Raw genomic sequence first — 22690 nt, 5'->3', positions numbered from 1 at the left:
GGCGTCAACGACAAGGATGGGGAACAGTGCTTCGTACTCGAGGAATGCGACGGGCGCTCATCACGTGCGCACTCGCCGCCACCGCGGGACTGATCGTGCCGACGCACGCGGTCGCGCAACCGCTTCCACCGGCCCCGGCCATTCCCGATCTGGCCCAGATCGCGAACGGTCTGCCTGGCGTCGTGGTGCCTGCGGACCTGTCCATCGAGACGCTGACGAACCTTCTCGCCAACCAGGTCGCGAATCCCGACGAGATCGAGGCCCTCGCGTCCCTCGCCCCCGCGATCGTCGGCGCCGCTGCGGGACCCTCCGACGTCGCTGACGACGGTAAGAACGACCTTCTCGCGCAGGCCAAGGAGCTGCTCGCGAACTCGCAGCTCCCCGACTCGGTCAAGGCGACGCTCAATCGGGTCATCACGTTCCTGGACGGCAGTGGCGGGGGCGGCCCTGAAATCCCGGATCCGAACACCGTGGTCATCTCGCAGTTCCTGTACCCGACCCTCGGCCAGGACTGCGTGGGCGACGGCGCCGACTCGGTCGGCACCGCGCTCGCCGTGGGCGGGCCGTCGCACCTGCCTCCTCCGGGACCGGCCGCCGGCCAGACCGGGTTCGTGTTCACGGCCCTGGGCACTGCACCGCTCGCCCCGACGCAGGAGAGCCCGCTCACCGTGAGCTGGCTCAACGTCTCCAACGGCCGGACCGGCTCGCAGCCGCTCACCGGTGAGGCGAAGATCAATCCGGACGGCCCGGCCACGCTCAGCGCGATCGCCGACACGGGATCCGGCAACGTCGTCGCCGTGATCTCGGGCGGTATCACCACCCAGAAGCCGGACGCCGAGCCGCGCTCGTGCACCTTCCTGCCGACCATCGGACTGGTCACGGTGCGCTGACACGAAACCCTTCTTCGATCGGGACCGCCGGGGCACACGCCCCGGCGGTCCCGTCGTTTCCGGGCCCTTTCGATCGGCCGCCACGACGTGGTAGACCGGAGCATGGCCCACACCACTTGCGGTGCACGACATCGCTGCAGCACCGACCGGACCCGTTCGATCCGCTCGATCGGCTCACGCCGGTCGATCCTGTCGATCCGCTCGGAGGGCTCGATCCTGTCCATCGGATCCGCCTACTCGATCCTGTCGATCGGCAGCGTCGGCTCGATCCTGTCCGTCGGCTCGATCGGCTCCGCAGGATCGGCCCTGTCGTCGTGGTCGTTCGGCAGTCTCGGGTCCGCCTTGTCCGGGCTGTCCCGGTGGTCGCTGCTGTCGTGGCGGGGCAACCACAGCGCCCCGGAATCCGAACATCCCGCGCTCGTGGTCACCGCCACGGAGAGTGATCCGGCGCAACACTGCCAGAGCTGAGGACCGGGGCGTCTACACGGCCGAGAGAGACCACTGCCCGTAGTCGGCGGTGAGCACGTGATTGACGTCGATGCCGATCCCGTCGATCGCATCCTTCTGCCCGGGCAGCTGGTGCAGATTCGCCAGCGGATGCACATAGCCCTTCGGGGTGCCCCAATCGTGCTGCCAGTAGAACGAGCCCAGCTGCGCCGCGGCGGCGAGGTCGATGGTCGGCGAGTTCGCGTACACGCCGGTGTTCTCCCGGCCGATCACCGACTGCCATCCGAGCAGGTACGGCGCGATCATCGTCGCGAAGTCCAGCGGCGACGGATTGTCGTCGATCGACGCGTAGATCGGGCGGTCGTCGGGGCCGCCCGCCGCGCGGTGCAGTTCCAGACCGCGGGTCGCGTGCTTCACCCCGGCGTCGAAACCGCCACGCCAGTCCGCGGTCTCGGCCTTGCCGAACTGGTAGCAGGAGACCACCTCGAGCCCGCTGTCGGTCAGGTCCGTGGCCTCCGACTCGGTCAGCGGCTTGGCGAGCATCCACTCGGCACCCGGACGGCGATCCGACACATAGCGGATCGCACCGATGTGCCCGGCCGCGCGGATCGACTGCGGCGACGGCACATCCGCCGAATAGTCGACGATCGTGCCCAGGACCTCCCTGCCCTGCGCGACACCGGGGGCCGCGACGACGGACAGCCACACCGCTCCCGAGCCGATCGCCGCATACCGCAACAGTTCCCGACGAGAAAGACTCATCACACCTCGATTCGGCCGGTTCGGTCGGTGAGCACCATCCGGTATTGGACCACATCCCCAGCCGTCACAGGGGCAACACGCGAAACCCGGGACCTCGGGTACCTGCCCGCCTAGCGGCCCGAGAGATCGGCGAAGTACGCCGGAATCAGCGCGACGTCCTCGACCGTCCGCACCGTGGTGCGCACCCCGAGACCGTGTTCCTTGAGCAGGTCGCACAGACCGTCGCCGTCGATCAGGTCGATCGGGGGCGCGCCGTGGCGGTGCGCCTCGGCGCGGGCGTCGTCGGTGAACGAGCCGGTGGAGACGAGCAGGCCCTTGTCGCCGCGACCGACCATGGCGGCACGGAACTCACGGACGACGTCGGCGCCGGCCCGCTCGGGTCCGCGTACGAAACGGAAGAACACCGAGAAGCTGAGCAGCGAGATCCTCAGCACGCCCGTGCCCTCGACCGCGGCGTCCGCGTCGTCGGGTTCGGTGTCCGGCACGGAACCGGGCGCGGGGATCGTCAGGGTCGTGAACCCGGCGGCGCGCAACACCGAGCTGACCATCCGGGCGAAGCCGTCGGCGGGCAGCTCCGCGACCGCGGCCAGGACCGGTTCGCGCCAGAGTTCGGGATCCTCGGGTGCCGCCACGAGCGGCACGACCTGAGCGCCCGACGACGCATTGCGGACCAGCCGCTTGCGGCGCTTCTCCGCGGTGTACGCGACCTGCATGGGCTTGATCTCGGATTCGCGCACCGCGCGGCCCCGGTCCGTCACGCTCCACACGCCGCGGCGGGTGTTCGACAGCAGGCCCATGCCCTTGAGATAGGTCCGGGCCCACGCGACCCGGTATTCGATCTCGGTGCCGGGGCCGTCGCCGTGGAGCACGGTCCGCACCGCGTCGGGCAGCCCGGCACGGTCGATCACTTCGGCGTCGATCTCCTCGATGACGCCGGACCCGCCGAGCGCGATGACCGCTTGCAGGGTGGGCCACAACAGATCCGTGTACGGCGGCAGCGCGACTTCGTCGTCGACCGAGCTTTCGGCGGAGGCTCCGACCACGTTCCGGCGCTGCACACCTTCCCCAATCGCGTGCGGAATGACTCCGCACCGCTCTCGATCCTGCACGTCGGATTCACCCTAGCGGATCGGCCGGGGGACGGCGGTGCACACACACGCTCCCATCGCCCGGGACCGGTCGGCGCGGAGGGCCATGGTCGTGCGATAGTGACGCAGACCACGCCGGGCACGGCGTACCGGCAGCGGGAGGGGCACCCGGGTGGGTGCGGAACGGGGTGAGTCTCGACATGGGGTGGAGTCACAGCGAACTCGAAGATGCGTTCGCGCTGTACCAGCAGGCGTCCGCGGACGCGCGGCGGACCGGCGACTGGGGTCTGTTCGCGGACCGCTTCACCGAGGACGCCCGCTACTACGAACACGCCTACGGCCGGTTCGAGGGCCGCGCCGCGATCCGCGAGTGGGTGATCCGAACGATGGGCGCATTCCCCGGGAACCGGATGACCGCGTTTCCCGCGAACTGGTCGGTGGTCGATACCGACCGCGGCTGGGTGATCGCCGAGATCGACAACCCGATGGAGGATCCGGGCGACGGTTCGCACCACGCGGCGGCGAACATCACGATCCTGCACTACGGGGGCGACGGGTTGTGGAGCTACGAGGAGGACGCCTACAACCCGATGAACTTCCTGCGGATGGCGCAGGGCTGGTGCCGCGCCGCGCAGGACGCAGGCACCCTGCCCGAGGACGCCCGGATCTGGTGGGACAGGTACGGGCGCTGAGCCGGCCTACAGGCGTACGTCGGCGACGAGTTCGTGCTGCTTGCTCTATCGCGCTGGGAGCCTGCATGCCCGGCGCACCCGGATCGGTGTGGGCGGCCCGGAACGAATCCGATTCCGACCACCACACCGCCGCGACCGTTACGATCACATCCGTGGCCCGTCCGGCACCGATCGACATGGCACACCACCCGCACCTGAGCGGTCTGTTCGCACCGCAGCGCGAGGAGGTCGACGTCCGCGGCCTCGAGGTCGCAGGCGAACTCCCCACCGACCTGCACGGGAGTTATCTGCGCAACGGACCGAATCCCCGGTTCGACCCGATCGGCTCGTACGTCTATCCGCTCGACGGTGACGCCATGGTGCATCGCATCGAATTGGACGGCGGTACAGCGTGTTACACCAACAGGTTCGTTCGCACGCCGCAGGTCGTCGCAGAGGAGGAGGCCGGGCGCGCGCTGTGGTCGGGCCTGACCGATCCGTACTTCCCGCCCGCCGAGGAGGTCGGCCCCGATCTCGCAAACACGTTCCGCGACCTCCCCGACATCAACGTGGTCCGGCACCGCGGCCGGCTGCTCGCCCTCGCGGAGGCCGCGCCCGCCTATGCGCTCGGGCCTGACCTCGGAACACTCGGACGTGAAAGTTTCGGCGGCGCAGCTCCCGTCGCGCTCACTGCACACCCGAAGATCGATCCGCACACCGGCGAGATGGTGTCGTTCTGCTATTCCTTCGAGTCCCCCTATCTGACCTGGTCGGTGATCGGCGCCGACGGCACGGTGACCCGCGGCCCCACCCCCGTCGAGGGCACCGATCGGGCACTGATGATCCACGACATGGCGCTCACGCAGCGTTGTATCGTGCTGGTGCTCGCGCCGCTCGTGTTCGACCTCGGGGAGATCTTCAGCGGCGGGTCGCCGCTGCGATGGCAGCCCGATCTGGGTGTGCGCATCGCGCTGATTCCCCGCGACGGCAGCGCCGTCCGATGGCACACCACCGACGCGTTCTGGATGTGGCACACCGCCAACGCCTTCGATCTTCCCGACGGTTCGGTCGCACTCGACTACGTCGAATGGCGTTATCCGGGCGGCTTCGCGGAATCGCGGGAACCCAACGCGAGTGCGTTGCGGCGCGCGGTGATCGGCGACGGCGGCGTCACCCGCACCACCCTGCACGAACGCGCTATCGAGTTCCCCCGAGTCGACGATAGGCTGGTCACCGGGGAACACCGGGTCGTCGCGACCGTCGGCAGCACCGGCACGCAGGCACTGCCCGCGGGTGACGCCGACGCGCTGTTCTGGTTCGACGTCACCGCCGGCTCCGAAACGGAGTGGCGGGCCCCGGGCTTCGGGGTGGGCGAACCCTCCTACCTGCCGAGCTCGGCCGGTGGTCCCGGATACTGGGGAGCCGTCGCGACCGATCGTGCGGACCTGACGAGCTGGTTCCTCGTCTTCCCCGCCGAGGATCCGGCCTCGGGTCCGCTCGCGCGGGTGCGGCTGCCGATCCGGGTGCCCGCCGGACTGCACGGGGCCTGGCTGCCCGCCGGTTGACACCGCCTACGGTGGAGCCGTGGGTTTCACACGCGCAGAGCTCGAGTCGTTTCGCGACACCGTCGTCCCCGACCTGATCGGGCCGGGGTGCCGGTTGCTGTTCGTCGGGATCAATCCGGGTCTGTGGACCGCGGCGACCGGCGCGCATTTCGCGCGCCCCGGCAACCGGTTCTATCCCGCGCTGCTGCGGGCCGGGATCATCACCCGCCCGATCGATCCCGGCTCGGGAATGAGCCCGGAAGACCGGCAGCACCTGCTCGACCGCGGCGTCGGCATCACCAACCTGGCCCCGCGTGCGACCGCTCGCGCCGACGAACTGACCGCCGACGAACTGCGCGCCGGCGCCGGGCGACTCGCCGCGGTCGTTGCGGAGTTCGACCCTCGGGTCGTCGCGGTCGCGGGAATCACCGCGTACCGCACCGCTTTCGGCCGCCGCAAGGCGGTGGCGGGCCGGCAGGAGGAGACGATCGGTGGTGTGCCGCTGTGGGTCGTGCCGAACCCGAGCGGACTCAACGCCCACGACACCGTCGACTCGCTCGCCGCCGCCTACGCGGAGCCGGCGATGCTCGCCGGTGTGCCTTTGTGGCCACTGGAGGCGCCACATAGGCACACCACCCATTAGTCCACCTTCGCGAGGAAGTTCGTCGCGCGGTAGCCGGGTGCGACGCCCTCGACGAGGATCGCGACGCCGTCGGAGTTCTCGGTCCGCAACGGCAGGATCGCCTGGTAGCCCGGCGAGGCGTACCACGCGCGGGCGTGTTCGATGTCGGGGAACTCGACCAGGATCAGGTTCCCGGGGAACGGTCCTTCCACGACCTCCGGGTCGACGCCGTGTACGAGGAACCGGCCGCCGAACTCGTCGAGGGTCGCGTCGATCTCTTGCAGGTAACGCACGATGTCGGGGCCGAAGTCGACGGAACGCAGATGGGCAGCGGCGTAGGCGGTCATGGTTTCTCCCGTGGTGTTGTCGGTGGGTACACCGAGTCGGTGGGTGCACGGACGAGCCTGCCGCGTCCGGTGACCCGAATCGATTACCTGAGAGGTAATGGCAACGGCTCCCCCGGCCCTCTACGGTCGAGCCCATGACCTCCTCTGTGCAGCGGGAATCGGCCGGTGCGTTGCTGCGGCACTGGCGGGAACGTCGCGGACTGAGCCAGTTGGCTCTCGCGAACCTGGCGGGGGTGTCGGCGCGGCACGTCAGTTTCGTCGAGACGGGCCGGTCGAAGCCGTCCCGCCGGATGCTGCTCGAGCTCAGCGACCACCTGGACCTTCCGCTGCGCGAGCGCAACGCGCTGCTGCTCGCGGCGGGCCTCGCGCCGGCATATCCCGAGCATCGGCTCGGCGATGTGCCGATGGCCGCCGTGTCCGACGCGATCGGCCGGATCCTGACGTCACACATGCCGTTCCCCGCGCTGGTCGTGGACCGGCACTGGACGATGATCGACGCGAACGACGCCGTCGTCGCGCTCGTCGCCGACTGCGCACCGTCGTTGATCGAGCCGCCGGTGAACGTGCTGCGGCTGACCCTGCATCCCGACGGCCTGGCCCCGCGGATCGCGAACCTCGGCCAGTGGCGGGCGCATCTGCTGGCCCGGCTCCGGCATCAGATCGCGGCGAGCGGCGACCCCGAGCTGATGCGGCTGCACGCCGAACTCGAGGGTTATCCCGGCGGCGACGGCGCCGACCACGGCGACGGCGCCGCGCTCGTGGTCCCGCTGCGGCTGCGGTCCGACGACGGCGAGCTGTCGTTGCTGAGTACGACCACACTGTTCGGCACGCCCCTCGACGTCACGGTGTCGGAGCTGGCGATCGAGGCGTTCTACCCCGCCGACGACGCGACCGCCCGCGTACTGCTCGGCAGGTGACCCGAGCTCCCGCCCGCCGAACCCGTGCCGCGCCACGCCGCGACGCGGTAGCGTCGAAGCACCCATCGTGAACCGGATCCGGAGGGCACCGATCATGAGCACTGCGAAGTGGTGGGTTCTGGACGGACGCAAGAACGGCTTCGTCCTCGAGGAACGACCGAGCGGCGATCTCGTCGTCGTCGACAAGACCACCTCCGAAGAACACGTCCTGCACGGGTACGTGTGGAAACACTCACCCGTGTTCGGTGTGCAGATCCAGAGCGAGGGGCCGCCGCCGTACGGGCACTGGGTGGAGAACCCCGAGGACTGACGGCCGGGGACCGACCACTCAGGGAATGATCCGGAGCGCGTAACGCTCTCCCGTCGTGCTGTCCACGAGGGCCGCCGCGTCGACGACCGCATCGACGGGCAGCACGTCGTAGATCGCCGCGGCCAGTCGCGGCAGGTCGGTCAGGCGGGTGCGCGGGCTCAGCGTGCAGTGTGGTGTCCAGCTGCCCGGACGGTAGTTCCGGTGCAGGTCGGCGCCGGTGCCGACGACCGCGTCCACGACCCGGCGTTGCCGGTGGAGCAGGTCCTCGGTGGGCGCGGGTGCCAGCCAGATCCGGCCTCGCCGGAACGAACCGAGCGCGTCGAGGTGCAGCACCATCGGACCGCCGTCCGGTAGCCGCTCGACCGCGGCGGCGACCTCACCGACGACGAAGGTCCGCAGCACCGTGTAGGAGAGGTGGGGGACGTGACGGCGGTGCGTGTGGGTGCGCAGCGTCGGGATGCCGAGGTCCTCGAGCCGGTCCCACAGGCGGCGCAGTGCGTGTTCGGTGTCGGGATCGAAGAGCAGGCAGACGGCGAGGGCCACCGGTGGCCTCCCTTCGTCGGCGCCGCGGCGAGGTCAGGCCACTGTCACGTGCCACACCAGGGCTGCGGCCAGCGCGCCGACACCGTTGAGCGACCAGTGCAGGGCGATCGGCGCGAGGATGCTGCCGCTCCGGCTGCGCAACCACGTGAACACGAACCCGGCGGCCGCGGTGGCGACCACCGCGCCCGCGATGCCGAGGACCTGCCCCCACACACCACCGCCGAGCACCGCCGTCAGCCCGGCGTTGCCGGAGGTCAGGCCGAGCGACGACGCGATGTGCCACAACCCGAACAGCAGCGACCCGGCGGCGAACACACCGCGAGCTCCCCACGCGCGTTCGAGCGCGCCGTGCAGGACACCGCGGAACGCGAGTTCCTCCGGGATCACCGTCTGCAGCGGAATGACGATCATCGACGCGACGAGCGCACCGGAGATCGTCGCGTACCGCTCGGACAGGAAGAACTGCCTGGTGAACGGCAGCGCGATACCGACTCCGACGACCGCGACCACGAGTCCGACCGCGGCGACCGAGTAGAGGGTTCCGCGCTTCCACTGTCGTGGCGACAATCCGAGTTCCGACCAGCGCATGCCCCGGTGCCGCATCATCGCGACGAGCACGACCGCGGCGATGGGCACGGTCGCGACCGAGGCCCACACGGTGGTGAAATGCGCGACCATGTTGGTGGTGACGAGCACTGCGACGACGACGCCGACGTCGATCCAGGCGTGGAATCGGGGAAGCCAGGCCAGGGACGGCAATCGTCGGATCGCCGGCGCGGGTGCCAGCTCACCATCTACGGTCATGTGCGATCCTCCCGGTTCCGACGGCCATCCATGCAACTGTACGGATTCGGCTGCCGGACCGGCATGATGCCGGTCACGTCACCCTTGTCATCTGCGGATTTGCCGATTTCGACGGAAGATAAACCCAGCCTCGCGCCGGTGGAGACGCGCGTCACAACCGTTGCGGATTCCGGGTCCGCCACACGCCCCGTTGTCAAGGCCTTGCGTCGGCGCGACTAGCCTGTCACCGAACCCAGCCCCTCTCCAGGAGACACAATGGCCGACTTCCTCTACGAGGACCTGCTGCCGATCGGGGAAGACCCCACCGAGTATCGGCTGCTGACCAGCGAGGGGGTGTCCACCGTCGAAGGACCCGACGGCCGCACCTTCCTGAAGGTCGAACCCGAGGCTCTCCGCCTGCTCACCGAGACCGCGCTGCACGACATTTCGCATTACCTGCGCACGGATCACCTGAAGCAGCTCGCGAGCATCCTCGACGATCCGGAAGCGTCGAACAACGACAAGTTCGTGGCCCTGGATCTCCTGAAGAACGCGAACATCGCCGCGGCCGGCGTTCTGCCGATGTGCCAGGACACCGGCACCGCGATCGTCATGGGCAAGCGCGGCCAGCAGGTGCTCACCCCCGGGGACGACGAGGAGTCGATCGCGCGCGGTGTCTACGACGCGTACACCAAGCTGAACCTGCGCTACTCGCAGAACGCTCCCATCACGATGTGGGAGGAGAAGAACACGGGCAACAACCTGCCTGCGCAGATCGAGCTGTACGCGGACACCGCCAAGGGCCACGAGAACTCCTACAAGTTCCTGTTCATGGCCAAGGGCGGCGGATCGGCCAACAAGTCGTACCTGTACCAGGAGACGAAGGCCATCCTGAATCCGGACTCGATGATGCAGTTCCTCGAGGCCAAGATCCGTTCCCTGGGCACCGCAGCGTGCCCGCCGTACCACCTGGCGATCGTCGTCGGCGGCACGTCCGCGGAGTTCGCGCTCAAGACCGCGAAGTACGCCTCGGCCCACTACCTGGACGAGTTGCCCACCGAGGGTGCGATCACCGGCCGCGGTTTCCGCGACCACGAACTCGAGAAGAAGGTCTTCGAACTCACCCAGAAGATCGGTATCGGCGCGCAGTTCGGCGGCAAGTACTTCTGCCACGACGTCCGCGTGATCCGTCTCCCCCGCCACGGTGCGTCGCTGCCCGTCGCGATCGCCGTGTCCTGCTCGGCGGACCGTCAGGCGAAGGCGAAGATCACCCCCGAGGGCGTGTTCCTCGAGCAGCTCGAATTCAACCCGGGCCGGTTCCTGCCCGAGGTCACCGATTCGCAGCTCGACGCCGAGACCGACGGCGTGTCGGGCACCGGCAAGGGTGCCGCCGTCAAGATCGACCTGACGCGGCCGATGCCGGAGATCCTGGCCGAGCTTTCCAAGCATCCGGTCAAGACCCGCCTGTCGCTGACCGGCCCGCTGGTCGTGGCCCGCGACATCGCGCACGCGAAGATCAAGGAGCGCCTCGACGCCGGCGAGGAGATGCCGCAGTACCTGCGGGATCACCCCGTGTACTACGCGGGCCCGGCAAAGACCCCCGACGGCCTGGCGTCCGGCTCGTTCGGGCCGACGACCGCGGGTCGTATGGACTCGTACGTCGAGCAGTTCCAGGCGGCCGGCGGGTCCATGGTGATGCTCGCGAAGGGCAACCGCTCCAAGCAGGTCACCGACGCGTGCAACACTCACGGCGGCTTCTACCTCGGTTCCATCGGCGGCCCCGCGGCACGCCTCGCCCTCGACTGCATCAAGAAGGTCGAGGTCGTCGAATACCAGGAACTCGGCATGGAAGCCGTCTGGAAGATCGAGGTCGAGGACTTCCCGGCGTTCATCGTCGTCGATGACAAGGGCAACGACTTCTTCGCCGGTACCGGCGAGGTCACCCTCACGGTCGGCAAGCGTCCCGGCCTGTAATCCGTTACATCTCAACGCATCCGCGAACCGTATCGGTTCGCGGATGCGTTGTTTCCGGGGTCTCCGAGCGAGGTCCGTTCAGTCGCCGAACCGCGCGACCAGACGACCGGTGACCTCGCCCCGGGCCAGACGTTCGAGCCCGGCACCGATCTCGTCGAAGGCGATCTCGGTGTATGCCGGTTCGATTTCGCGGGCCAGCAGCAGGTCGAAAACCTCCTCGATGTCCTGAACCGTTCCGCCGAGGGAACCGACGAGGGTCTTGCCGAGGATCGTCGGCGAGGTGACGGTGAACGTCGGGAGGCCGAGTCCCACCTGGACGACCGTGCCGCCCCGCTCGATCGCGTCGATGGCGCGCTGCGTCGTGTCGAAACCGGCGTAGTCGACGACGAGGTCGAATCCCTGACCGGCCCATTCCGCGGCGTCCTCGACGACACCGGCGACGCCGGCCGCCCGTGCCAGGTCCCACACGGACTTCTTGGTTTCGGCCACGTGCACCTCGGCGCCCGCGAGAACCGCTGCGCGGGTTCCGATCTGGCCGAGACCACCGTAGCCGATGACACCGACCTTCATTCCGGCCGCGGCGCCGCCGACCTTGATGATCGCGTGATAGGAGGTCATGCCCGCATCGGTCGCGAGCGCGGCCAGTGCCGGGTCGAGTCCCTCGGGTACGCGCGCGAGGTCGCGGGCGTCGGCCACGAGTTTGTCGGCGAACCCACCGTGAGTGAACATGCCGGCAGGCGGACGCACGCCGGACGTACAGACGCCGACGAGGTCTCCGACGGCCCAGCCCTCGACCCCCTCACCGAGTGCGCTGACCACACCGGCGTTCTCGTGCCCCTGGGTCATCGGCAGGAACGGCATGGTCGCCGCACCGACCTCCATGTACATGAGATCGCTGTGGCACAGCCCTGCGGCCTTGACATCGATGACGACCTCGCCGGGACCCGGCTCCGGCTCCGGTATCTCGTTCAGCGCGATCGGCTTGCCGGCCCCTTCGAACTGCCATGCCCTCATGGTTCGACTCCTTCGTGACGATCGGGCCGTCCTCTCCGGCCCACCCTCGCCAACGGTAGGTACTTAATCGGTTAAGCGTTAGTATCCGACCATGGTGAGAGGAGCACGCAGCGCATCGTCGGGCGACCGGGCCGGGCGGATCCGAATGCGCGACGTCGCCGCTGCCGCCGGCGTCTCCACCGCGACCGTGAGCTACGTCCTGAACGACACCCCCGGCCAGACGATCACCGAGGCCACGCGACTGCGTGTCCGGCGGGCGGTCGCCGAGCTCGGCTACACCCCGCACGGTGTGGCCCGCACCCTGCGATCGGGCCGTTCACGGATCGTGCTGCTCCACATCGGTTCCCTCGTGGCGGGCAACAGTCTCGACAGTGTCGTCGCCGGCATGTCCGAGGAACTCCGGAGACACGATCACGTCCTGCTGGTCACCACCGATGCCGGCGGAATCGACGACTCCGTGCTCGCGACGGTGTCACCTCGGGCCGTCCTCGACCTCACGAAAGTGGCGACGGGCACCGAGGAGGACGACCCCGTCTCGGGTGTGACGAACGGCTATCACGTGGGGCTGGCGTTCCACACGATCACGCAGCTGCGCCACCTCGGCGAGCGGGGTCACCGCCACGTCGCGTTCGTGCTCCCGGCCGAGGGAGCGGGCGCGATCGGCCACGCCCGCATCTCGCACGCGGAGCGAACCGCGGAGACACTCGGGCTCACGCTCGAGGTGATCCGTCTTCACACGACTCCCGACGGGCGAGGAGACCCCGAGGTCGTCCGCCGCCTCGTCGAGGACACCGACGTCACCGCGGTCGCCGCCTTCGACGACAACGTGGCGCTGGCGGTGCTCGCGGCGATGCGCAGGACCGGCCACCGCGTTCCGGGCGACCTCGCCGTCATAGGTTTCGACGAGGGACGCCACGCGGCCCTGCTGGAGCCGGCCCTGACGACGGTCCGCATCAACGCCACGGCCTACGGTCGCCGCGCCGCGCGCATCTCGTTGGGCCTCGACGCCGGACCGTGGACCCAGCCCCCGTCCGAGATCATCGTCCGGGAGACGACCTGAGCCGACGACCCCCGTCAGGCCGGAACATCGCCGGCCACCTGCCTGACCGAGGCGTTGACGCGGTTCCACACGTTGATCGTCGCGATCTGCACGATCAGCGCCGCGAGCTGTTCCTCGGTGTAGAGGTCGGCGGCCGCGTCCCACACGTCGTCCGGAACCGGATCCGGCCTGTCCGCGAGCCGCGTGATCGCTTCGGTCAGGGCGAGCGCGGCACGTTCCTCGTCGGTGAAGTACGGGGATTCGCGCCACGCGGCGACCGCGAACAGCCGCTCGGTCGTCTCGCCGTCCTTCAGCGCGAGCCGTGGGTGCAGATCCACGCACACGCTGCAGCCGTTGATCTGGCTGGCCCGCAGGTGCATCAGATGCAGTGTCCGCGTGGGAACATCGACGCTGTCGGTGGACTGTCCGAGCGCGAGGATCGCCTGCATCGCCGCGGGCAGGACCATGACCGGATTCTTCATTCGAGACTGCATCGTTCGCTCCTTGTCACATTCGGTTGTGGCCGTTCGTCACTTCATCGACGAAACCGGGCGGAAGGATGTGACAGGTGAGCGACGAAGAGTTTCTGGCGCGGCAGTTCGAAACCCACCGCGCGCACCTGCGGGCCGTGGCGCTGCGGATGCTGGGTTCGGGGCCGGACGCCGACGACGCACTCCAGGAGACATGGTTGCGGCTGAGCCGTTCCGACACGAGTGAGGTCGCCAACCTCGCCGGCTGGCTGACGACCGTGGTGAGCCGGGTGTGCCTCGATCAGCTGCGGGCCCGCGGAGCCCGGCCCGAGGTGTCGCTCGACGATCCCGAGCGTCCGGAGCCGGTCCTCCCCCAACCCGCGGCCGGACCCGAACACGAAGCGGTGCTGGCCGATTCCGTCGGCGTCGCGATGCTCGTCGTCCTGGACACACTCGCGCCGGCCGAGCGCCTCGCGTTCGTACTGCACGACATGTTCGGGGTGCCGTTCGACGAGATCGCCCCGATCGTCGACCGGGCACCGGCCGCGACCCGGCAACTCGCGAGCCGCGCGCGGCGGCGGGTGCAGGGTGCCACGGTCGCCCCGGCGGATCTGTCGCGCCGTCGGCGGGTCGTCGACGCGTTTCTCGCCGCGTCCCGCGAAGGGCGGTTCGACGACCTGCTGGCTCTGCTCGATCCGGAGGTGAGCCTGCTCGCCGACGACGCCGCCGTCGCGTCGGCACGGCTGGGTGCCGCGGCGGGGGCACCGGGCCTGCAGCGCGAACTGCACGGCGCCCGCGCGGTCGCGACCGCCTTCTCCGGCCGCGCCCGGGCCGCCCAGGCCGCACTTGTCGACGGCATGCCCGGCGCCGCGTGGGCGCCCGGCGGCGTCGTCCGGTCGGTGTTCGTCTTCGCCGTCGAGGACGGGCGGGTGGCCTCGATCGAGGTGGTCGTCGAGCCCGATCGGGTCGCGGCTCTGGACGTCGTGCTCATCAACGGGAACTGACGTCCACCGCGCGGTTCAACCGAGCGAACGATACATTCGGTCGGGCGCAGGCGGAGCCGACCACGCAGGATCACCACCGACATCGTGTTCGTCGAGAGCTGAACTCGTTCCGGGACAACCGAACACCGGGAACAATGAACCGCATGGACCCGAACGTCGTCGATCTCGCCGGCCGGCGCGCCTCTTCCCCGGCCACGTCCGCCCCGGGTCGTCGTCTGCTCCGGCAGGTCTACGGCGAGGTCCTGCGGGACGAACGCCGCGACCAGGACCGCAGCCTCGACGACGTAGCCCGGTCCGTCGGCATGTCCAAGCAGTACCTGTCCGAGGTCGAGCGCGGCCGGAAGGAACCGTCGTCGGAGATGCTGCAGTCGGTGTGCGACGCGCTCGGTCTGCCCATGGAACAGCTGCTTGCCCGAGGTATCCGCAGGATGACCGCGCACCGCGCGCTCCGGAGCGTCCCCGGCGCAGGCGTCGAACTGTGCGCGGCATGACCGTCACCCGTCGCGGCTGACGATCACGTGGTCGGCGAGCCCGTACCCGACCGCCTCCTCCGGGCCGAAGATGCGGTCGCGGTCGGTGTCGCGGCGCAGTTCGGCGGTGCCGCGTCCCGTGTGCCGGGCGAGGATCTCCTCCGTCTGCGCCCGCACCCGCATCACCTCCGCGGCCTGCAACGCGAGGTCGGAGATGGTGCCCTGCCCCTGCGCCGACGGTTGATGCAACAGCACCCGCGAATGCGCGAGTACGTGCCGGCGACCGGGCGCTCCCGCGGCGAGCAGCACCGCAGCGGCGGAGGCGGCCTGCCCCATGCAGTACGTGGCGACCTTCGGCCGCAGGAACTGCATCGTGTCGTAGACCGCGAGCATCGCCGTCGTCGACCCTCCCGGCGAGTTGATGTACAGGCCGATCTCACGATCCGGTGATTCGGCCTCGAGGTGCAGCAGCTGCGCCATGATCACATTGGCGACCCCGTCGTCGATCTCCGTGCCGAGGAAGACGATTCGTTCGTTCAGCAACCGGCTGAAGACATCATAGGACCGCTCGCCGGCGGGGGTGCGCTCGACGACGTACGGAATCGCGTACTGGGTCTGCATTCTCGGTGATGTGCTCACGACAACCCCATCCGAGGTGCCGCGGCGAACGGCGCCAGCTCGGCGAGCGACCCCGCAACCGAGTCGATGATCCCGTAGTCACGGGCCTGTTCCGGGGTGAACCAGCGGTCGCGGTCGCTGTCACGTTCGATCTCCTCGACGGACCGGCCGGTGGCGTCGGCGAGGATCTGCTGGGACTGCCGCTTCATGTACTCGAGGTTCTCTGCCTGGATCGCGATGTCGACGGCGGTGCCGGCGAATCCGGCCGACGGCTGGTGCATCATGATCCGGCTGTGCGGCAGGCCGATCCGCTTGCCCTTGGTCCCCGCGGCGAGCAGCACCTGTCCCATGCTGGCGGCGAAGCCGACGGCGACGGTCACCACGTCGTTCGGGACGAGTGCCATCGTGTCGTGGATGGCCAGGCCGGCGAGCACCGATCCGCCGGGCGAGTTGATGTGGAGAACGATGTCCCGTTCGTCGTCCGCCGCGGCGAGCAGCACGAGTTCGGCGCACACCCGCTCGGCCATCTCGTCGTTCACCTCGCCGGTGAGCAGCAGCGTCCTGTGCCGGAACAGTCTGTCGGCCAGTTGGTCCCGATACGTCTGGGTTGATTCGATCATGGGATCAGTTTCAGCGCCCCCGACGCGGACGGCGCCGTTCGTCCGCTCACGGCAGACCCGCCTCGATTCCGAGCGAAAGGCACACTCGATCGAGTGACGGAGACGAGGGATACATTCGCTCGGACGCACGCGCGCACGCCACCCCCACGGCGACGGGCCTTCGGATCAGGCGTCGAGGACCGCCCCGGCCCGCTCCGGAAGGGTGTACGCCGCGACCGCGGCGACGGCGAACGCGGCGGCGAACACCCCGAACACCAGGCCGTTGCCGCCGTGCAACAGCCACGGCACCATCAGCGGCGCGAGGATCGACGCGATCCGGCCGAACGCGGCAGCGGCGCCCGTGCCGGCTCCACGCACCGAGGTCGGATACAGCTCGGGCCCGATCGCGTACAGGGCGCCCCACGCCCCGAGGTTGAAGAACGACAGCATCATTCCGGCTGCGACGATCGTGGCGGGGCTTCCGGCGAGGCCGAACAGTGCGGCTGCGACCGCCGATCCGACGAGGAACGTGGCGAGGGTCGGGCGGCGGCCCCACACTTCGATCAGCCATGCCGCGACCGCGTAGCCGGGCAGCTGCGCCAGCGTGATGATGAGCGTGTACTCGAACGACTTGACGAGGTCGAAACCCTGGTTGACCAGCAGGCTGGGCAACCAGATGAATGCGCCGTAGTACGACAGGTTGATGCCGAACCACACGGTCCACAGTGCGGCGGTGCGCGACCGCAGTCTCGGGGACCAGATCGATTCCGGGACGACGGGCTCCGGCTCGGCGACCGCAGTCTCGGGTGCGGGGGTGGGAACGGCCACGCCCGCCGACTTCTCGAACGCGCGTACGGCCGCTTCGGCCTCGACGTAGCGGCCCTTGCGTTCGAGGAACCGCACCGACTCGGGCAGGCCGAGCCGCACGACCACGGCGTACAACGTCGGGATGACTCCGGCGAGCAGCGCCCACCGCCAGCCGTCGTCGCCGATCGGTACGACGAAGTAGCCGATGAGGGCGGCCAGGATCCAGCCGACCGCCCAGAACGCCTCGAGCGCCACCACCACGCGACCGCGGACCTTGCGCGGCGCGTATTCACTGACCAGCGTCGATGCGACCGGCAGTTCCGCGCCCAGCCCGAGGCCGACGACGAACCGCAGCACCAGCAGCACCGCGACCGATCCGGCCAGCGCGGACGCCCCGGTCGCCAGTCCGTACACGAGCAGCGTCGTCGCGAACACCTGCCTGCGTCCGATGCGGTCCGCGAGCAGGCCGCCGAGCGCGGCCCCGACGGCCATGCCGACGAAGCCGATCGAGCCGATCCACGACAGCTGGGTGCTGCTCAGGTTCCATTGCACGGCGAGCGCGGCCATCACGAACGAGATGAGTCCGACGTCCATGGCGTCGAGCGCCCAGCCGACGCCGGAGCCGAGCACCAGCTTGGCGTGTCTACGGGTGAACGGCAGTTCGTCGAGCCGCTGGGCGCGCGTGGTCATGAACCGCAACGTACCGCCCGCGGGCAGCACCCGTCGCAGCGCGTGCGCGCGGACGGTCCCGCGCGGTCGTCAGCCCCGGGCGGCCGCCTCGAGCAACGGCACCTCGATCCTGCGCATCTTCATCAGGGCGTCGCTGACCCGCCCCACGACCTCCGGATCCGGATCGGACATCAGTTCGGTGAGCCGGCGCGGCACCACCTGCCAGGACACCCCGAACCTGTCCTTCAGCCATCCACACTGGGATTCCTCGCCGCCGTCGGCGGTGAGGGCGTTCCAGTAGTGGTCCACCTCGTCCTGGTCTCGGCAGTCGATCGAGAACGACACGGCCTCGCTGAACCGGAACTGGGGACCGCCGTTGAGTCCGCCGAACAGGGTTCCGTCGAGTTCGAAGTCGACGGTCAGGACGGTGCCCGCGGGCACGGGCGTCCCTTCGGGGTAGTGGGTCACGTTCAGGATGCGGGAGTTGGGGAACACCGTGATGTAGTACTCGGCCGCTTCCTGTGCGTTCATGTCGAACCACAGCCACGGGGTGATCTTGGGCATCGTCGTCTCCTTGCCTGGGGTCTCCATCGTCGAATACACAGACCGGCCGGGGGACGAAAAGTCATCGATCGGGACTGGGATGATCAGGCGCGATTCCCGGGTACCTCCGCGAGCCGCGCCGGATAGAAGAACTCGTGGATGGGGGTCCGCACCCACCACGCGCCCGTGGCGCGCCGTTCCGCGCGTGTCGAGAACCGGTAGCGGAACAAACGGGCCCGCACGTAACGCGGTGGTTCTTCGGGGAACGGGTTGTGGCGCAGCAGTTTCAGAACGTGTTCGTCGTTCTGCAGCAGTTTCGCCATGAGCGGCGGGAACCAGCGGGCCGCGTAGTCCGGGGAGATCCCGGCGAACCACATGAGCCAGTCCAGGCGCAGGTGGTACGGCGCGAACTGCCGTGGCCGGCGCCGCACGTCGCCCGGTTTGCCCTTGAATTCGTATTCCCTCCACACCGTGTCCGAGTCCGGGTGCTCGCTCGCGGTGCCCTCGACGACGACCTCCCGCCGCACCCGGGTCACGCTGCCGAACGCCCCGTAGGTGTTCACGAAGTGCCAGCGATTGAAACTGGCGTTCATCTTCTGCCCACGGGAGATCATGTTCTGCACGGGCCGGTAGCTGAGCACCACCACCACGGCGGCCAGGCCCGATACCATCACGACGAACGCCGTCGGTGTGTCCGCGTAGCTGCGGGACGCACCGGCGGGGAGCACCGCGTCGTAGAACGAATCCGGCAGCACGGACAGCCCGAGGATGATCGCCATCCAGTTCAGCCACGAGAAGTTTCCGCTCGCCACCAGCCACAACTGGGTGACGATCATGATCGCGGCGGCGATCCCGGCGACCGGTTGCGGCAGGAACAACCCGAACGGCACGACCAGCTGCGTGACGTGGTTGCCGGCGACCTCCACCTTGTGCAGCGGTCGCGGCAGGTGGTGGAAGTACCAGCTCAGCGGCCCAGGCATGGGCTGGGTTTCGTGGTGGTAGTAGAGGCACGTCAGGTCACGCCAGCAGCGGTCGCCGCGCATCTTGATCAGGCCGGCACCGAATTCGAGGCGGAACAGCAGCCACCGCAGCAGGATCAGCACGACGAACGGCGGTGCGGTCGCGGCATTGCCCAGGAACATCGCCAGCACACCGGCCTCGAGGATCAGGGATTCCCATCCGAACGAGTACCACGTCTGTCCCACATTGACGATCGACAGGTACAGCGCCCACAGCACGAACCACACGAGCATCGTCGCCGGAAGCGGCAGCAGGTCCGTGACACCCAGTAGGGTGGCGGCGGCGAGCGCGGCTCCGGTCACCGCGACGGCCGCGAAGAAGCGATCCGTGTAGTGGCGGTGGAAGATGCTCGGTGCGCTCCGGAACGGCACCGCCCGCACGAAGTCCGGGATCGGCAACAGCCCCTCGCTGCCGAGCAGCGCGCGGAACTGGTTGAACGCCACCAGGAACGCGACGAGGTAGAGAGCCGCGAGTCCCCGTGTGAAGAACATCCGGCCCCACGTGTAACCGTCCGCATCGAACCAGTCCACCGCTGTCTCCGATTCCGAGGATCCCACCGCCGCGGCCCTTTGGGAACCCGCCGCCCCCGGCGAGCGGAGAACCGACACCCGGCCGCACCGAATATCCGGACCCTCCACCCGGGGTACGGCTACCGTCGGACTGTGCGTGTGTCCCGGATCGTCGCCGTGTCGGACGCCGTGGGTGCCACCCGCTCACGGCGGGAGAAGGTCGCGCTGCTGCGCGAGGTCCTGGCCGATCTGCAACCGGACGAGGTCGAACCGGTCGTCGCGTGGCTGTCGGGAGAGGTGAGGCAGGGCCGGGTCGGGGTCGGATGGCGCACCCTGACCGGACTGGACATCGATCCGGCGCCCGGCCCGGCGCTGTCCGTCGGTGAACTCGACGCGACCCTCACGACTCTCGCCGCGACCACCGGTGCCGGATCCACGGAACGACGGCGGGCCCTGCTGACCTCCCTGTTCGGTGCCGCGACCGCGGACGAGCAGCGCTTCTTCGTCCGGTTGCTCACCGGCGACCTGCGGCAGGGTGCGCTCGAAGGGGTGATGACCGACGCGGTCGCCGCGGCCTCGTCGGTTCCCGTCGAGGCGGTGCGGCGGGCGTTCATGCTGTCCGGCCGCCTCCCAGCGACCGCATCGGCCGCTCTCACCGGTGGCGTGGAGGCGCTGGGTGTATTCCGGCTCGAGGTGGGGCGGCCGATCCGGCCGATGCTGGCCTCCCCCGCTGGCTCGCTCGCCGATGCGCTCGCCACGCTCGGATCGGCGGTGAGCGTCGAGTACAAGCTCGACGGCGCCCGCATCCAGGTGCACCGCCACGGCGACGAGGTCCGCGTGTACACACGTACTCTGCGTGAGATCACCTCCGGTGTACCGGAACTCGTCGAACTGGTCGCATCCCTGCCGTGCACGAGTGTGGTGCTCGACGGCGAAACCCTCGCGCTGGACGACAGCGGACGGCCACGCCCGTTCCAGGAGACGATGAGCCGTTTCGGGACCGGGAGCACCCACGATCTGCTGTTGCGGCCGTACTTCTTCGACTGCCTGCACCTCGACGGCGCCGACCTGCTCGACGCACCGCTGACCGACAGGATCGCCGCGCTCGAATCGGTCGCATCGCCCTATCGCATCCCGTCCTTGATCGAACCCGATTCCGACTCGGCGGCAGCACATTTCGATGCTGCGCTCGCGGCGGGTCACGAGGGTGTGATGGTCAAGTCACTCGCCGATCCGTACGCGGCCGGCCGCCGGGGCCGCACGTGGCTCAAGGTCAAACCCGAACACACTCTGGACCTGGTGGTGCTCGGCGCGGAGTGGGGATACGGCCGGCGCACGGGATTCCTGTCGAATCTCCATCTGGGTGCCCGCGACCCCGGCGGCGGTGAACCGATCATGGTGGGCAAGACCTTCAAGGGCCTGACCGACGCGCTGCTGCGCTGGCAGACCGACGAATTCCCCCGGCACGAACGGTCCCGCGACGCGCACACCGTCTACCTGCGTCCCGAACTGGTCGTCGAGATCGAACTCGATGGAGTCCAGGTGAGCCCGCGCTATCCCGGCGGGGTCGCCCTGCGGTTCGCGCGCGTGCTGCGGTACCGCCCCGACAAGGACGCCGCGGACGCCGACACCATCGACGCGGTGCGGGCGCTCCTCCCCTCCGGGTGAGGGTTCCACCACCCGGACAGACCGAATACCAGTTCCCACCATTCAGGAGAACACGTGACCGAAACCGCTGCTTCCCCCGCCACCGGCCCCGGCCGGGAACGTCAGGGCGTCGTCTATCGCGACGGTGCGCTCGGCCGCCGGCCCGCTGTGCCGACCGCCTTCACCGACCTCGAACGCGCCGCGCGCCGGGCCAGTTCGAAGCGAGCCTGGGCGTACGTCGCGGGAGGGGCCGGGGAAGGCCGCACGATGCGCAACAACCGGCGCGCGTTCGACCGGTGGGCCATCGTGCCACGCATGGCGCACGGCGTCACCGAACGTGATCTCCGCACCACGGTGGTGAACACCGTGCTGCCGTCGCCGCTGCTGCTCGCGCCGGTCGGCGCGGGCGCGCTGATGGCACCCGACAGCGACCTGGCGATCGCGCGGGCCGCCGCGGCGACGGGTGTGCCGTACATCTTCTCCAACCAGGGTTGCAGTCCGATGGAGGACTGCGCCGCCGCGATGGGCGGCGCGTCGCGCTGGTTCCAGCTGTACTGGAGCTCGGACGAAGGGCTCGTCGACAGCCTGCTGCACCGAGCCGAGGCGATCGGCGCCGAGGCTGTCGTCGTCACCCTCGACACGACGATGCTGGGGTGGCGCCCGCAGGACCTGAACCTGGGTTCGCTGCCGTTCGCGCGGGGGGAGGGCATCGCCCAGTACACGTCCGACGGGCGTTTCCGCGACATCGTCCGGCAGCGGATCGACGCGCTCCGCGAAACCGTCACGGAACGGCCCGATGTCACGCTCGGCGCGATCCGCACGCTGCTGGCGATGACCCGCAACCATCCGGGCCGGTTCCTCGACAATCTGCGCTCCCCTGTGCCGCGTGCCGCCGCGGAGACCTTCCTCGACATCTACTCGAATCCGGGATTGAGCTGGGATCACCTGGCGACGTTACGCGAGCGCACGCGGTTGCCGATCGTGCTCAAGGGGATTCTGCATCCCGACGATGCGCGACGCGCGGTCGACCTCGGCGTCGACGCGATCGTGGTGTCGAATCACGGTGGACGGCAGATCGACGGGTCGATCGCCTCGCTCGATGCGCTCCCCGACATCCGGGCGGCGATCGGCCGGGAACCGACCGTCCTGCTGGACAGTGGAATCCGTAGCGGCGCCGACGTGTTCGTCGCGCTCGCCCTCGGCGCCGATGCGGTGCTGCTCGGCCGGCCCTACATGTACGGGCTGGCCGTCGCGGGCCGGCGCGGGGTCGAGGAGGTGATCCGCAACGTGATCGCCGAGTTCGACCTCACCATGGCCTTGACGGGTGCGCGGTCGGTCGCCGACATCGACGAGCGGTTCGTCCGGCCCAACCCGTCGTCGTGA

At 69.3% G+C, this 22690-nt stretch carries 25 protein-coding genes; 13 read left to right on the top strand and 12 right to left on the bottom strand.

Annotated features, from left to right (window positions below; genetic code table 11):
• The first annotated feature begins 44 nt into the window (after positions 1-44).
• Both A8G15_RS19655 and A8G15_RS19650 read left to right on the top strand, forming a co-directional pair.
• Entirely contained in the window at positions 45-890 is an 846-nt protein-coding gene (locus A8G15_RS19655; protein ID WP_068163371.1) for an Rv1157c family protein, read from the top strand.
• Positions 891-992: 102 nt separating this feature from the next.
• Complete coding sequence (locus A8G15_RS19650) at positions 993-1358, top strand: hypothetical protein (RefSeq protein ID WP_068163368.1); 366 nt, start codon at positions 993-995, stop codon at positions 1356-1358.
• A 12-nt stretch (positions 1359-1370) separates the two neighbouring features.
• Here the strand turns inward: A8G15_RS19650 and A8G15_RS19645 are convergent, their stop codons facing one another.
• Together A8G15_RS19645 and A8G15_RS19640 are read right to left on the bottom strand one after the other, a co-directional pair.
• Positions 1371-2099 carry a DUF1906 domain-containing protein gene (locus A8G15_RS19645; RefSeq protein ID WP_068163365.1) on the bottom strand — a complete coding sequence of 243 codons (729 nt, stop codon included), beginning with the start codon at positions 2097-2099 and terminating at the stop codon, positions 1371-1373.
• 110 nt (positions 2100-2209) lie between these two features.
• Entirely contained in the window at positions 2210-3157 is a 948-nt protein-coding gene (locus A8G15_RS19640; RefSeq protein WP_068163362.1) for a restriction endonuclease, read from the bottom strand.
• 230 nt (positions 3158-3387) lie between these two features.
• On the opposite strand from A8G15_RS19640, the gene A8G15_RS19635 reads away from it, so the two are divergent.
• The 3 genes from A8G15_RS19635 to mug all read left to right on the top strand — a co-directional run bounded on the left by A8G15_RS19635 (position 3388) and on the right by mug (position 6045).
• Positions 3388-3879 (top strand): nuclear transport factor 2 family protein, encoded by a 492-nt coding sequence (locus A8G15_RS19635; RefSeq protein WP_068163359.1) that lies wholly within the window; start codon positions 3388-3390, stop codon positions 3877-3879.
• Between the two features lie 176 nt (positions 3880-4055).
• The gene (locus tag A8G15_RS19630) at positions 4056-5423 is read left to right on the top strand and encodes a carotenoid oxygenase family protein (protein ID WP_245687907.1); all 1368 of its coding nucleotides are present in this window, start codon (positions 4056-4058) and stop codon (positions 5421-5423) included.
• Between the two features lie 19 nt (positions 5424-5442).
• A complete protein-coding gene (gene mug / locus A8G15_RS19625) occupies positions 5443-6045 on the top strand; it encodes a G/U mismatch-specific DNA glycosylase (protein ID WP_068163358.1) in 603 nt (200 codons plus the stop codon).
• Here the strand turns inward: mug and A8G15_RS19620 are convergent.
• Positions 6042-6371: a DUF1330 domain-containing protein gene (locus A8G15_RS19620; RefSeq protein WP_068163357.1), complete on the bottom strand. Its 330-nt coding sequence runs from the start codon at positions 6369-6371 to the stop codon at positions 6042-6044. The genes mug and A8G15_RS19620 overlap by 4 nt on opposite strands.
• A 134-nt stretch (positions 6372-6505) precedes the next feature.
• Here A8G15_RS19620 and A8G15_RS19615 point away from each other — a divergent pair, with 134 nt between their 5' ends.
• Together A8G15_RS19615 and A8G15_RS19610 are read left to right on the top strand one after the other, a co-directional pair.
• Entirely contained in the window at positions 6506-7288 is a 783-nt protein-coding gene (locus A8G15_RS19615; protein ID WP_068163351.1) for a helix-turn-helix domain-containing protein, read from the top strand.
• 94 nt (positions 7289-7382) lie between these two features.
• A complete protein-coding gene (locus tag A8G15_RS19610) occupies positions 7383-7598 on the top strand; it encodes a maltose regulon activator MalT (protein ID WP_068163439.1) in 216 nt (71 codons plus the stop codon).
• Between the two features lie 18 nt (positions 7599-7616).
• Here A8G15_RS19610 and A8G15_RS19605 read toward each other — a convergent pair whose 3' ends face one another.
• On the bottom strand, positions 7617-8141 hold the full coding sequence (locus A8G15_RS19605) for a 2'-5' RNA ligase family protein (protein WP_068163348.1): 525 nt from the start codon (positions 8139-8141) through the stop codon (positions 7617-7619).
• A 33-nt stretch (positions 8142-8174) separates the two neighbouring features.
• Complete coding sequence (locus A8G15_RS19600; RefSeq protein ID WP_068163346.1) at positions 8175-8945, bottom strand: CPBP family intramembrane glutamic endopeptidase; 771 nt, start codon at positions 8943-8945, stop codon at positions 8175-8177.
• 255 nt (positions 8946-9200) lie between these two features.
• Between A8G15_RS19600 and A8G15_RS19595 the strand changes: the two genes are divergently transcribed.
• On the top strand, positions 9201-10898 hold the full coding sequence (locus A8G15_RS19595; protein WP_068163344.1) for a fumarate hydratase: 1698 nt from the start codon (positions 9201-9203) through the stop codon (positions 10896-10898).
• A gap of 78 nt (positions 10899-10976) precedes the next feature.
• Here the strand turns inward: A8G15_RS19595 and A8G15_RS19590 are convergent, their stop codons facing one another.
• A complete protein-coding gene (locus tag A8G15_RS19590) occupies positions 10977-11912 on the bottom strand; it encodes a zinc-binding dehydrogenase (RefSeq protein ID WP_068163342.1) in 936 nt (311 codons plus the stop codon).
• A gap of 91 nt (positions 11913-12003) precedes the next feature.
• Between A8G15_RS19590 and A8G15_RS19585 the strand changes: the two genes are divergently transcribed.
• A complete protein-coding gene (locus A8G15_RS19585; RefSeq protein WP_082900024.1) occupies positions 12004-12972 on the top strand; it encodes a LacI family DNA-binding transcriptional regulator in 969 nt (322 codons plus the stop codon).
• Positions 12973-12986: 14 nt separating this feature from the next.
• Here the strand turns inward: A8G15_RS19585 and A8G15_RS19580 are convergent, their stop codons facing one another.
• Positions 12987-13445 carry a carboxymuconolactone decarboxylase family protein gene (locus A8G15_RS19580; protein WP_068163326.1) on the bottom strand — a complete coding sequence of 153 codons (459 nt, stop codon included), beginning with the start codon at positions 13443-13445 and terminating at the stop codon, positions 12987-12989.
• Positions 13446-13519: 74 nt separating this feature from the next.
• On the opposite strand from A8G15_RS19580, the gene A8G15_RS19575 reads away from it, so the two are divergent.
• Together A8G15_RS19575 and A8G15_RS19570 are read left to right on the top strand one after the other, a co-directional pair.
• On the top strand, positions 13520-14425 hold the full coding sequence (locus A8G15_RS19575) for a sigma-70 family RNA polymerase sigma factor (protein WP_068163325.1): 906 nt from the start codon (positions 13520-13522) through the stop codon (positions 14423-14425).
• Positions 14426-14559: 134 nt separating this feature from the next.
• Complete coding sequence (locus tag A8G15_RS19570) at positions 14560-14916, top strand: helix-turn-helix domain-containing protein (protein ID WP_082900023.1); 357 nt, start codon at positions 14560-14562, stop codon at positions 14914-14916.
• Positions 14917-14919: 3 nt separating this feature from the next.
• Here A8G15_RS19570 and A8G15_RS19565 read toward each other — a convergent pair whose 3' ends face one another.
• From A8G15_RS19565 to A8G15_RS19545, 5 genes are all read right to left on the bottom strand, one after another.
• Positions 14920-15516, bottom strand: coding sequence for an ATP-dependent Clp protease proteolytic subunit (locus A8G15_RS19565; protein WP_068163324.1), 597 nt, complete (start codon positions 15514-15516; stop codon positions 14920-14922).
• Between the two features lie 14 nt (positions 15517-15530).
• Positions 15531-16133, bottom strand: coding sequence for a ClpP family protease (locus A8G15_RS19560; protein ID WP_068163321.1), 603 nt, complete (start codon positions 16131-16133; stop codon positions 15531-15533).
• Between the two features lie 165 nt (positions 16134-16298).
• Complete coding sequence (locus A8G15_RS19555; RefSeq protein WP_068163436.1) at positions 16299-17609, bottom strand: MFS transporter; 1311 nt, start codon at positions 17607-17609, stop codon at positions 16299-16301.
• A 69-nt stretch (positions 17610-17678) separates the two neighbouring features.
• On the bottom strand, positions 17679-18152 hold the full coding sequence (locus tag A8G15_RS19550) for a VOC family protein (protein WP_068163434.1): 474 nt from the start codon (positions 18150-18152) through the stop codon (positions 17679-17681).
• Between the two features lie 83 nt (positions 18153-18235).
• Positions 18236-19681, bottom strand: coding sequence for a lipase maturation factor family protein (locus tag A8G15_RS19545; RefSeq protein ID WP_068163319.1), 1446 nt, complete (start codon positions 19679-19681; stop codon positions 18236-18238).
• Between the two features lie 132 nt (positions 19682-19813).
• Between A8G15_RS19545 and A8G15_RS19540 the strand changes: the two genes are divergently transcribed.
• Positions 19814-21328, top strand: a complete 1515-nt coding sequence (locus A8G15_RS19540) for an ATP-dependent DNA ligase (RefSeq protein ID WP_068163316.1) — start codon at positions 19814-19816, stop codon at positions 21326-21328.
• A 54-nt stretch (positions 21329-21382) separates the two neighbouring features.
• On the top strand, positions 21383-22690 hold the full coding sequence (locus tag A8G15_RS19535; RefSeq protein ID WP_068163313.1) for an alpha-hydroxy-acid oxidizing protein: 1308 nt from the start codon (positions 21383-21385) through the stop codon (positions 22688-22690).

It is taken from the genome of Rhodococcus phenolicus, from assembly GCF_001646785.1.
GTDB classification, from domain to species: Bacteria; Actinomycetota; Actinomycetes; order Mycobacteriales; family Mycobacteriaceae; genus Rhodococcus; species Rhodococcus phenolicus.
The sequence above is the reverse complement of the archived record's forward strand: the minus strand, read 5'-3'. Positions and strand labels throughout refer to the sequence as shown.

Bases quoted from the DNA above. Each gene is read 5' to 3' on its own strand.
- A8G15_RS19655 (WP_068163371.1), top strand. From the start codon at position 45: ATGCGACGGGCGCTCATCACGTGCGCACTCGCCGCCACCGCGGGACTG.
- A8G15_RS19650 (WP_068163368.1), top strand. From the start codon at position 993: ATGGCCCACACCACTTGCGGTGCACGACATCGCTGCAGCACCGACCGG.
- A8G15_RS19645 (WP_068163365.1), bottom strand. From the start codon at position 2,099: ATGAGTCTTTCTCGTCGGGAACTGTTGCGGTATGCGGCGATCGGCTCG.
- A8G15_RS19635 (WP_068163359.1), top strand. From the start codon at position 3,388: ATGGGGTGGAGTCACAGCGAACTCGAAGATGCGTTCGCGCTGTACCAG.
- A8G15_RS19630 (WP_245687907.1), top strand. From the start codon at position 4,056: ATGGCACACCACCCGCACCTGAGCGGTCTGTTCGCACCGCAGCGCGAG.
- A8G15_RS19620 (WP_068163357.1), bottom strand. From the start codon at position 6,371: ATGACCGCCTACGCCGCTGCCCATCTGCGTTCCGTCGACTTCGGCCCC.
- A8G15_RS19615 (WP_068163351.1), top strand. From the start codon at position 6,506: ATGACCTCCTCTGTGCAGCGGGAATCGGCCGGTGCGTTGCTGCGGCAC.
- A8G15_RS19610 (WP_068163439.1), top strand. From the start codon at position 7,383: ATGAGCACTGCGAAGTGGTGGGTTCTGGACGGACGCAAGAACGGCTTC.
- A8G15_RS19600 (WP_068163346.1), bottom strand. From the start codon at position 8,945: ATGACCGTAGATGGTGAGCTGGCACCCGCGCCGGCGATCCGACGATTG.
- A8G15_RS19595 (WP_068163344.1), top strand. From the start codon at position 9,201: ATGGCCGACTTCCTCTACGAGGACCTGCTGCCGATCGGGGAAGACCCC.
- A8G15_RS19590 (WP_068163342.1), bottom strand. From the start codon at position 11,912: ATGAGGGCATGGCAGTTCGAAGGGGCCGGCAAGCCGATCGCGCTGAAC.
- A8G15_RS19585 (WP_082900024.1), top strand. From the start codon at position 12,004: ATGGTGAGAGGAGCACGCAGCGCATCGTCGGGCGACCGGGCCGGGCGG.
- A8G15_RS19580 (WP_068163326.1), bottom strand. From the start codon at position 13,445: ATGCAGTCTCGAATGAAGAATCCGGTCATGGTCCTGCCCGCGGCGATG.
- A8G15_RS19570 (WP_082900023.1), top strand. From the start codon at position 14,560: ATGAACCGCATGGACCCGAACGTCGTCGATCTCGCCGGCCGGCGCGCC.
- A8G15_RS19565 (WP_068163324.1), bottom strand. From the start codon at position 15,516: ATGCAGACCCAGTACGCGATTCCGTACGTCGTCGAGCGCACCCCCGCC.
- A8G15_RS19560 (WP_068163321.1), bottom strand. From the start codon at position 16,133: ATGATCGAATCAACCCAGACGTATCGGGACCAACTGGCCGACAGACTG.
- A8G15_RS19555 (WP_068163436.1), bottom strand. From the start codon at position 17,609: ATGACCACGCGCGCCCAGCGGCTCGACGAACTGCCGTTCACCCGTAGA.
- A8G15_RS19550 (WP_068163434.1), bottom strand. From the start codon at position 18,152: ATGCCCAAGATCACCCCGTGGCTGTGGTTCGACATGAACGCACAGGAA.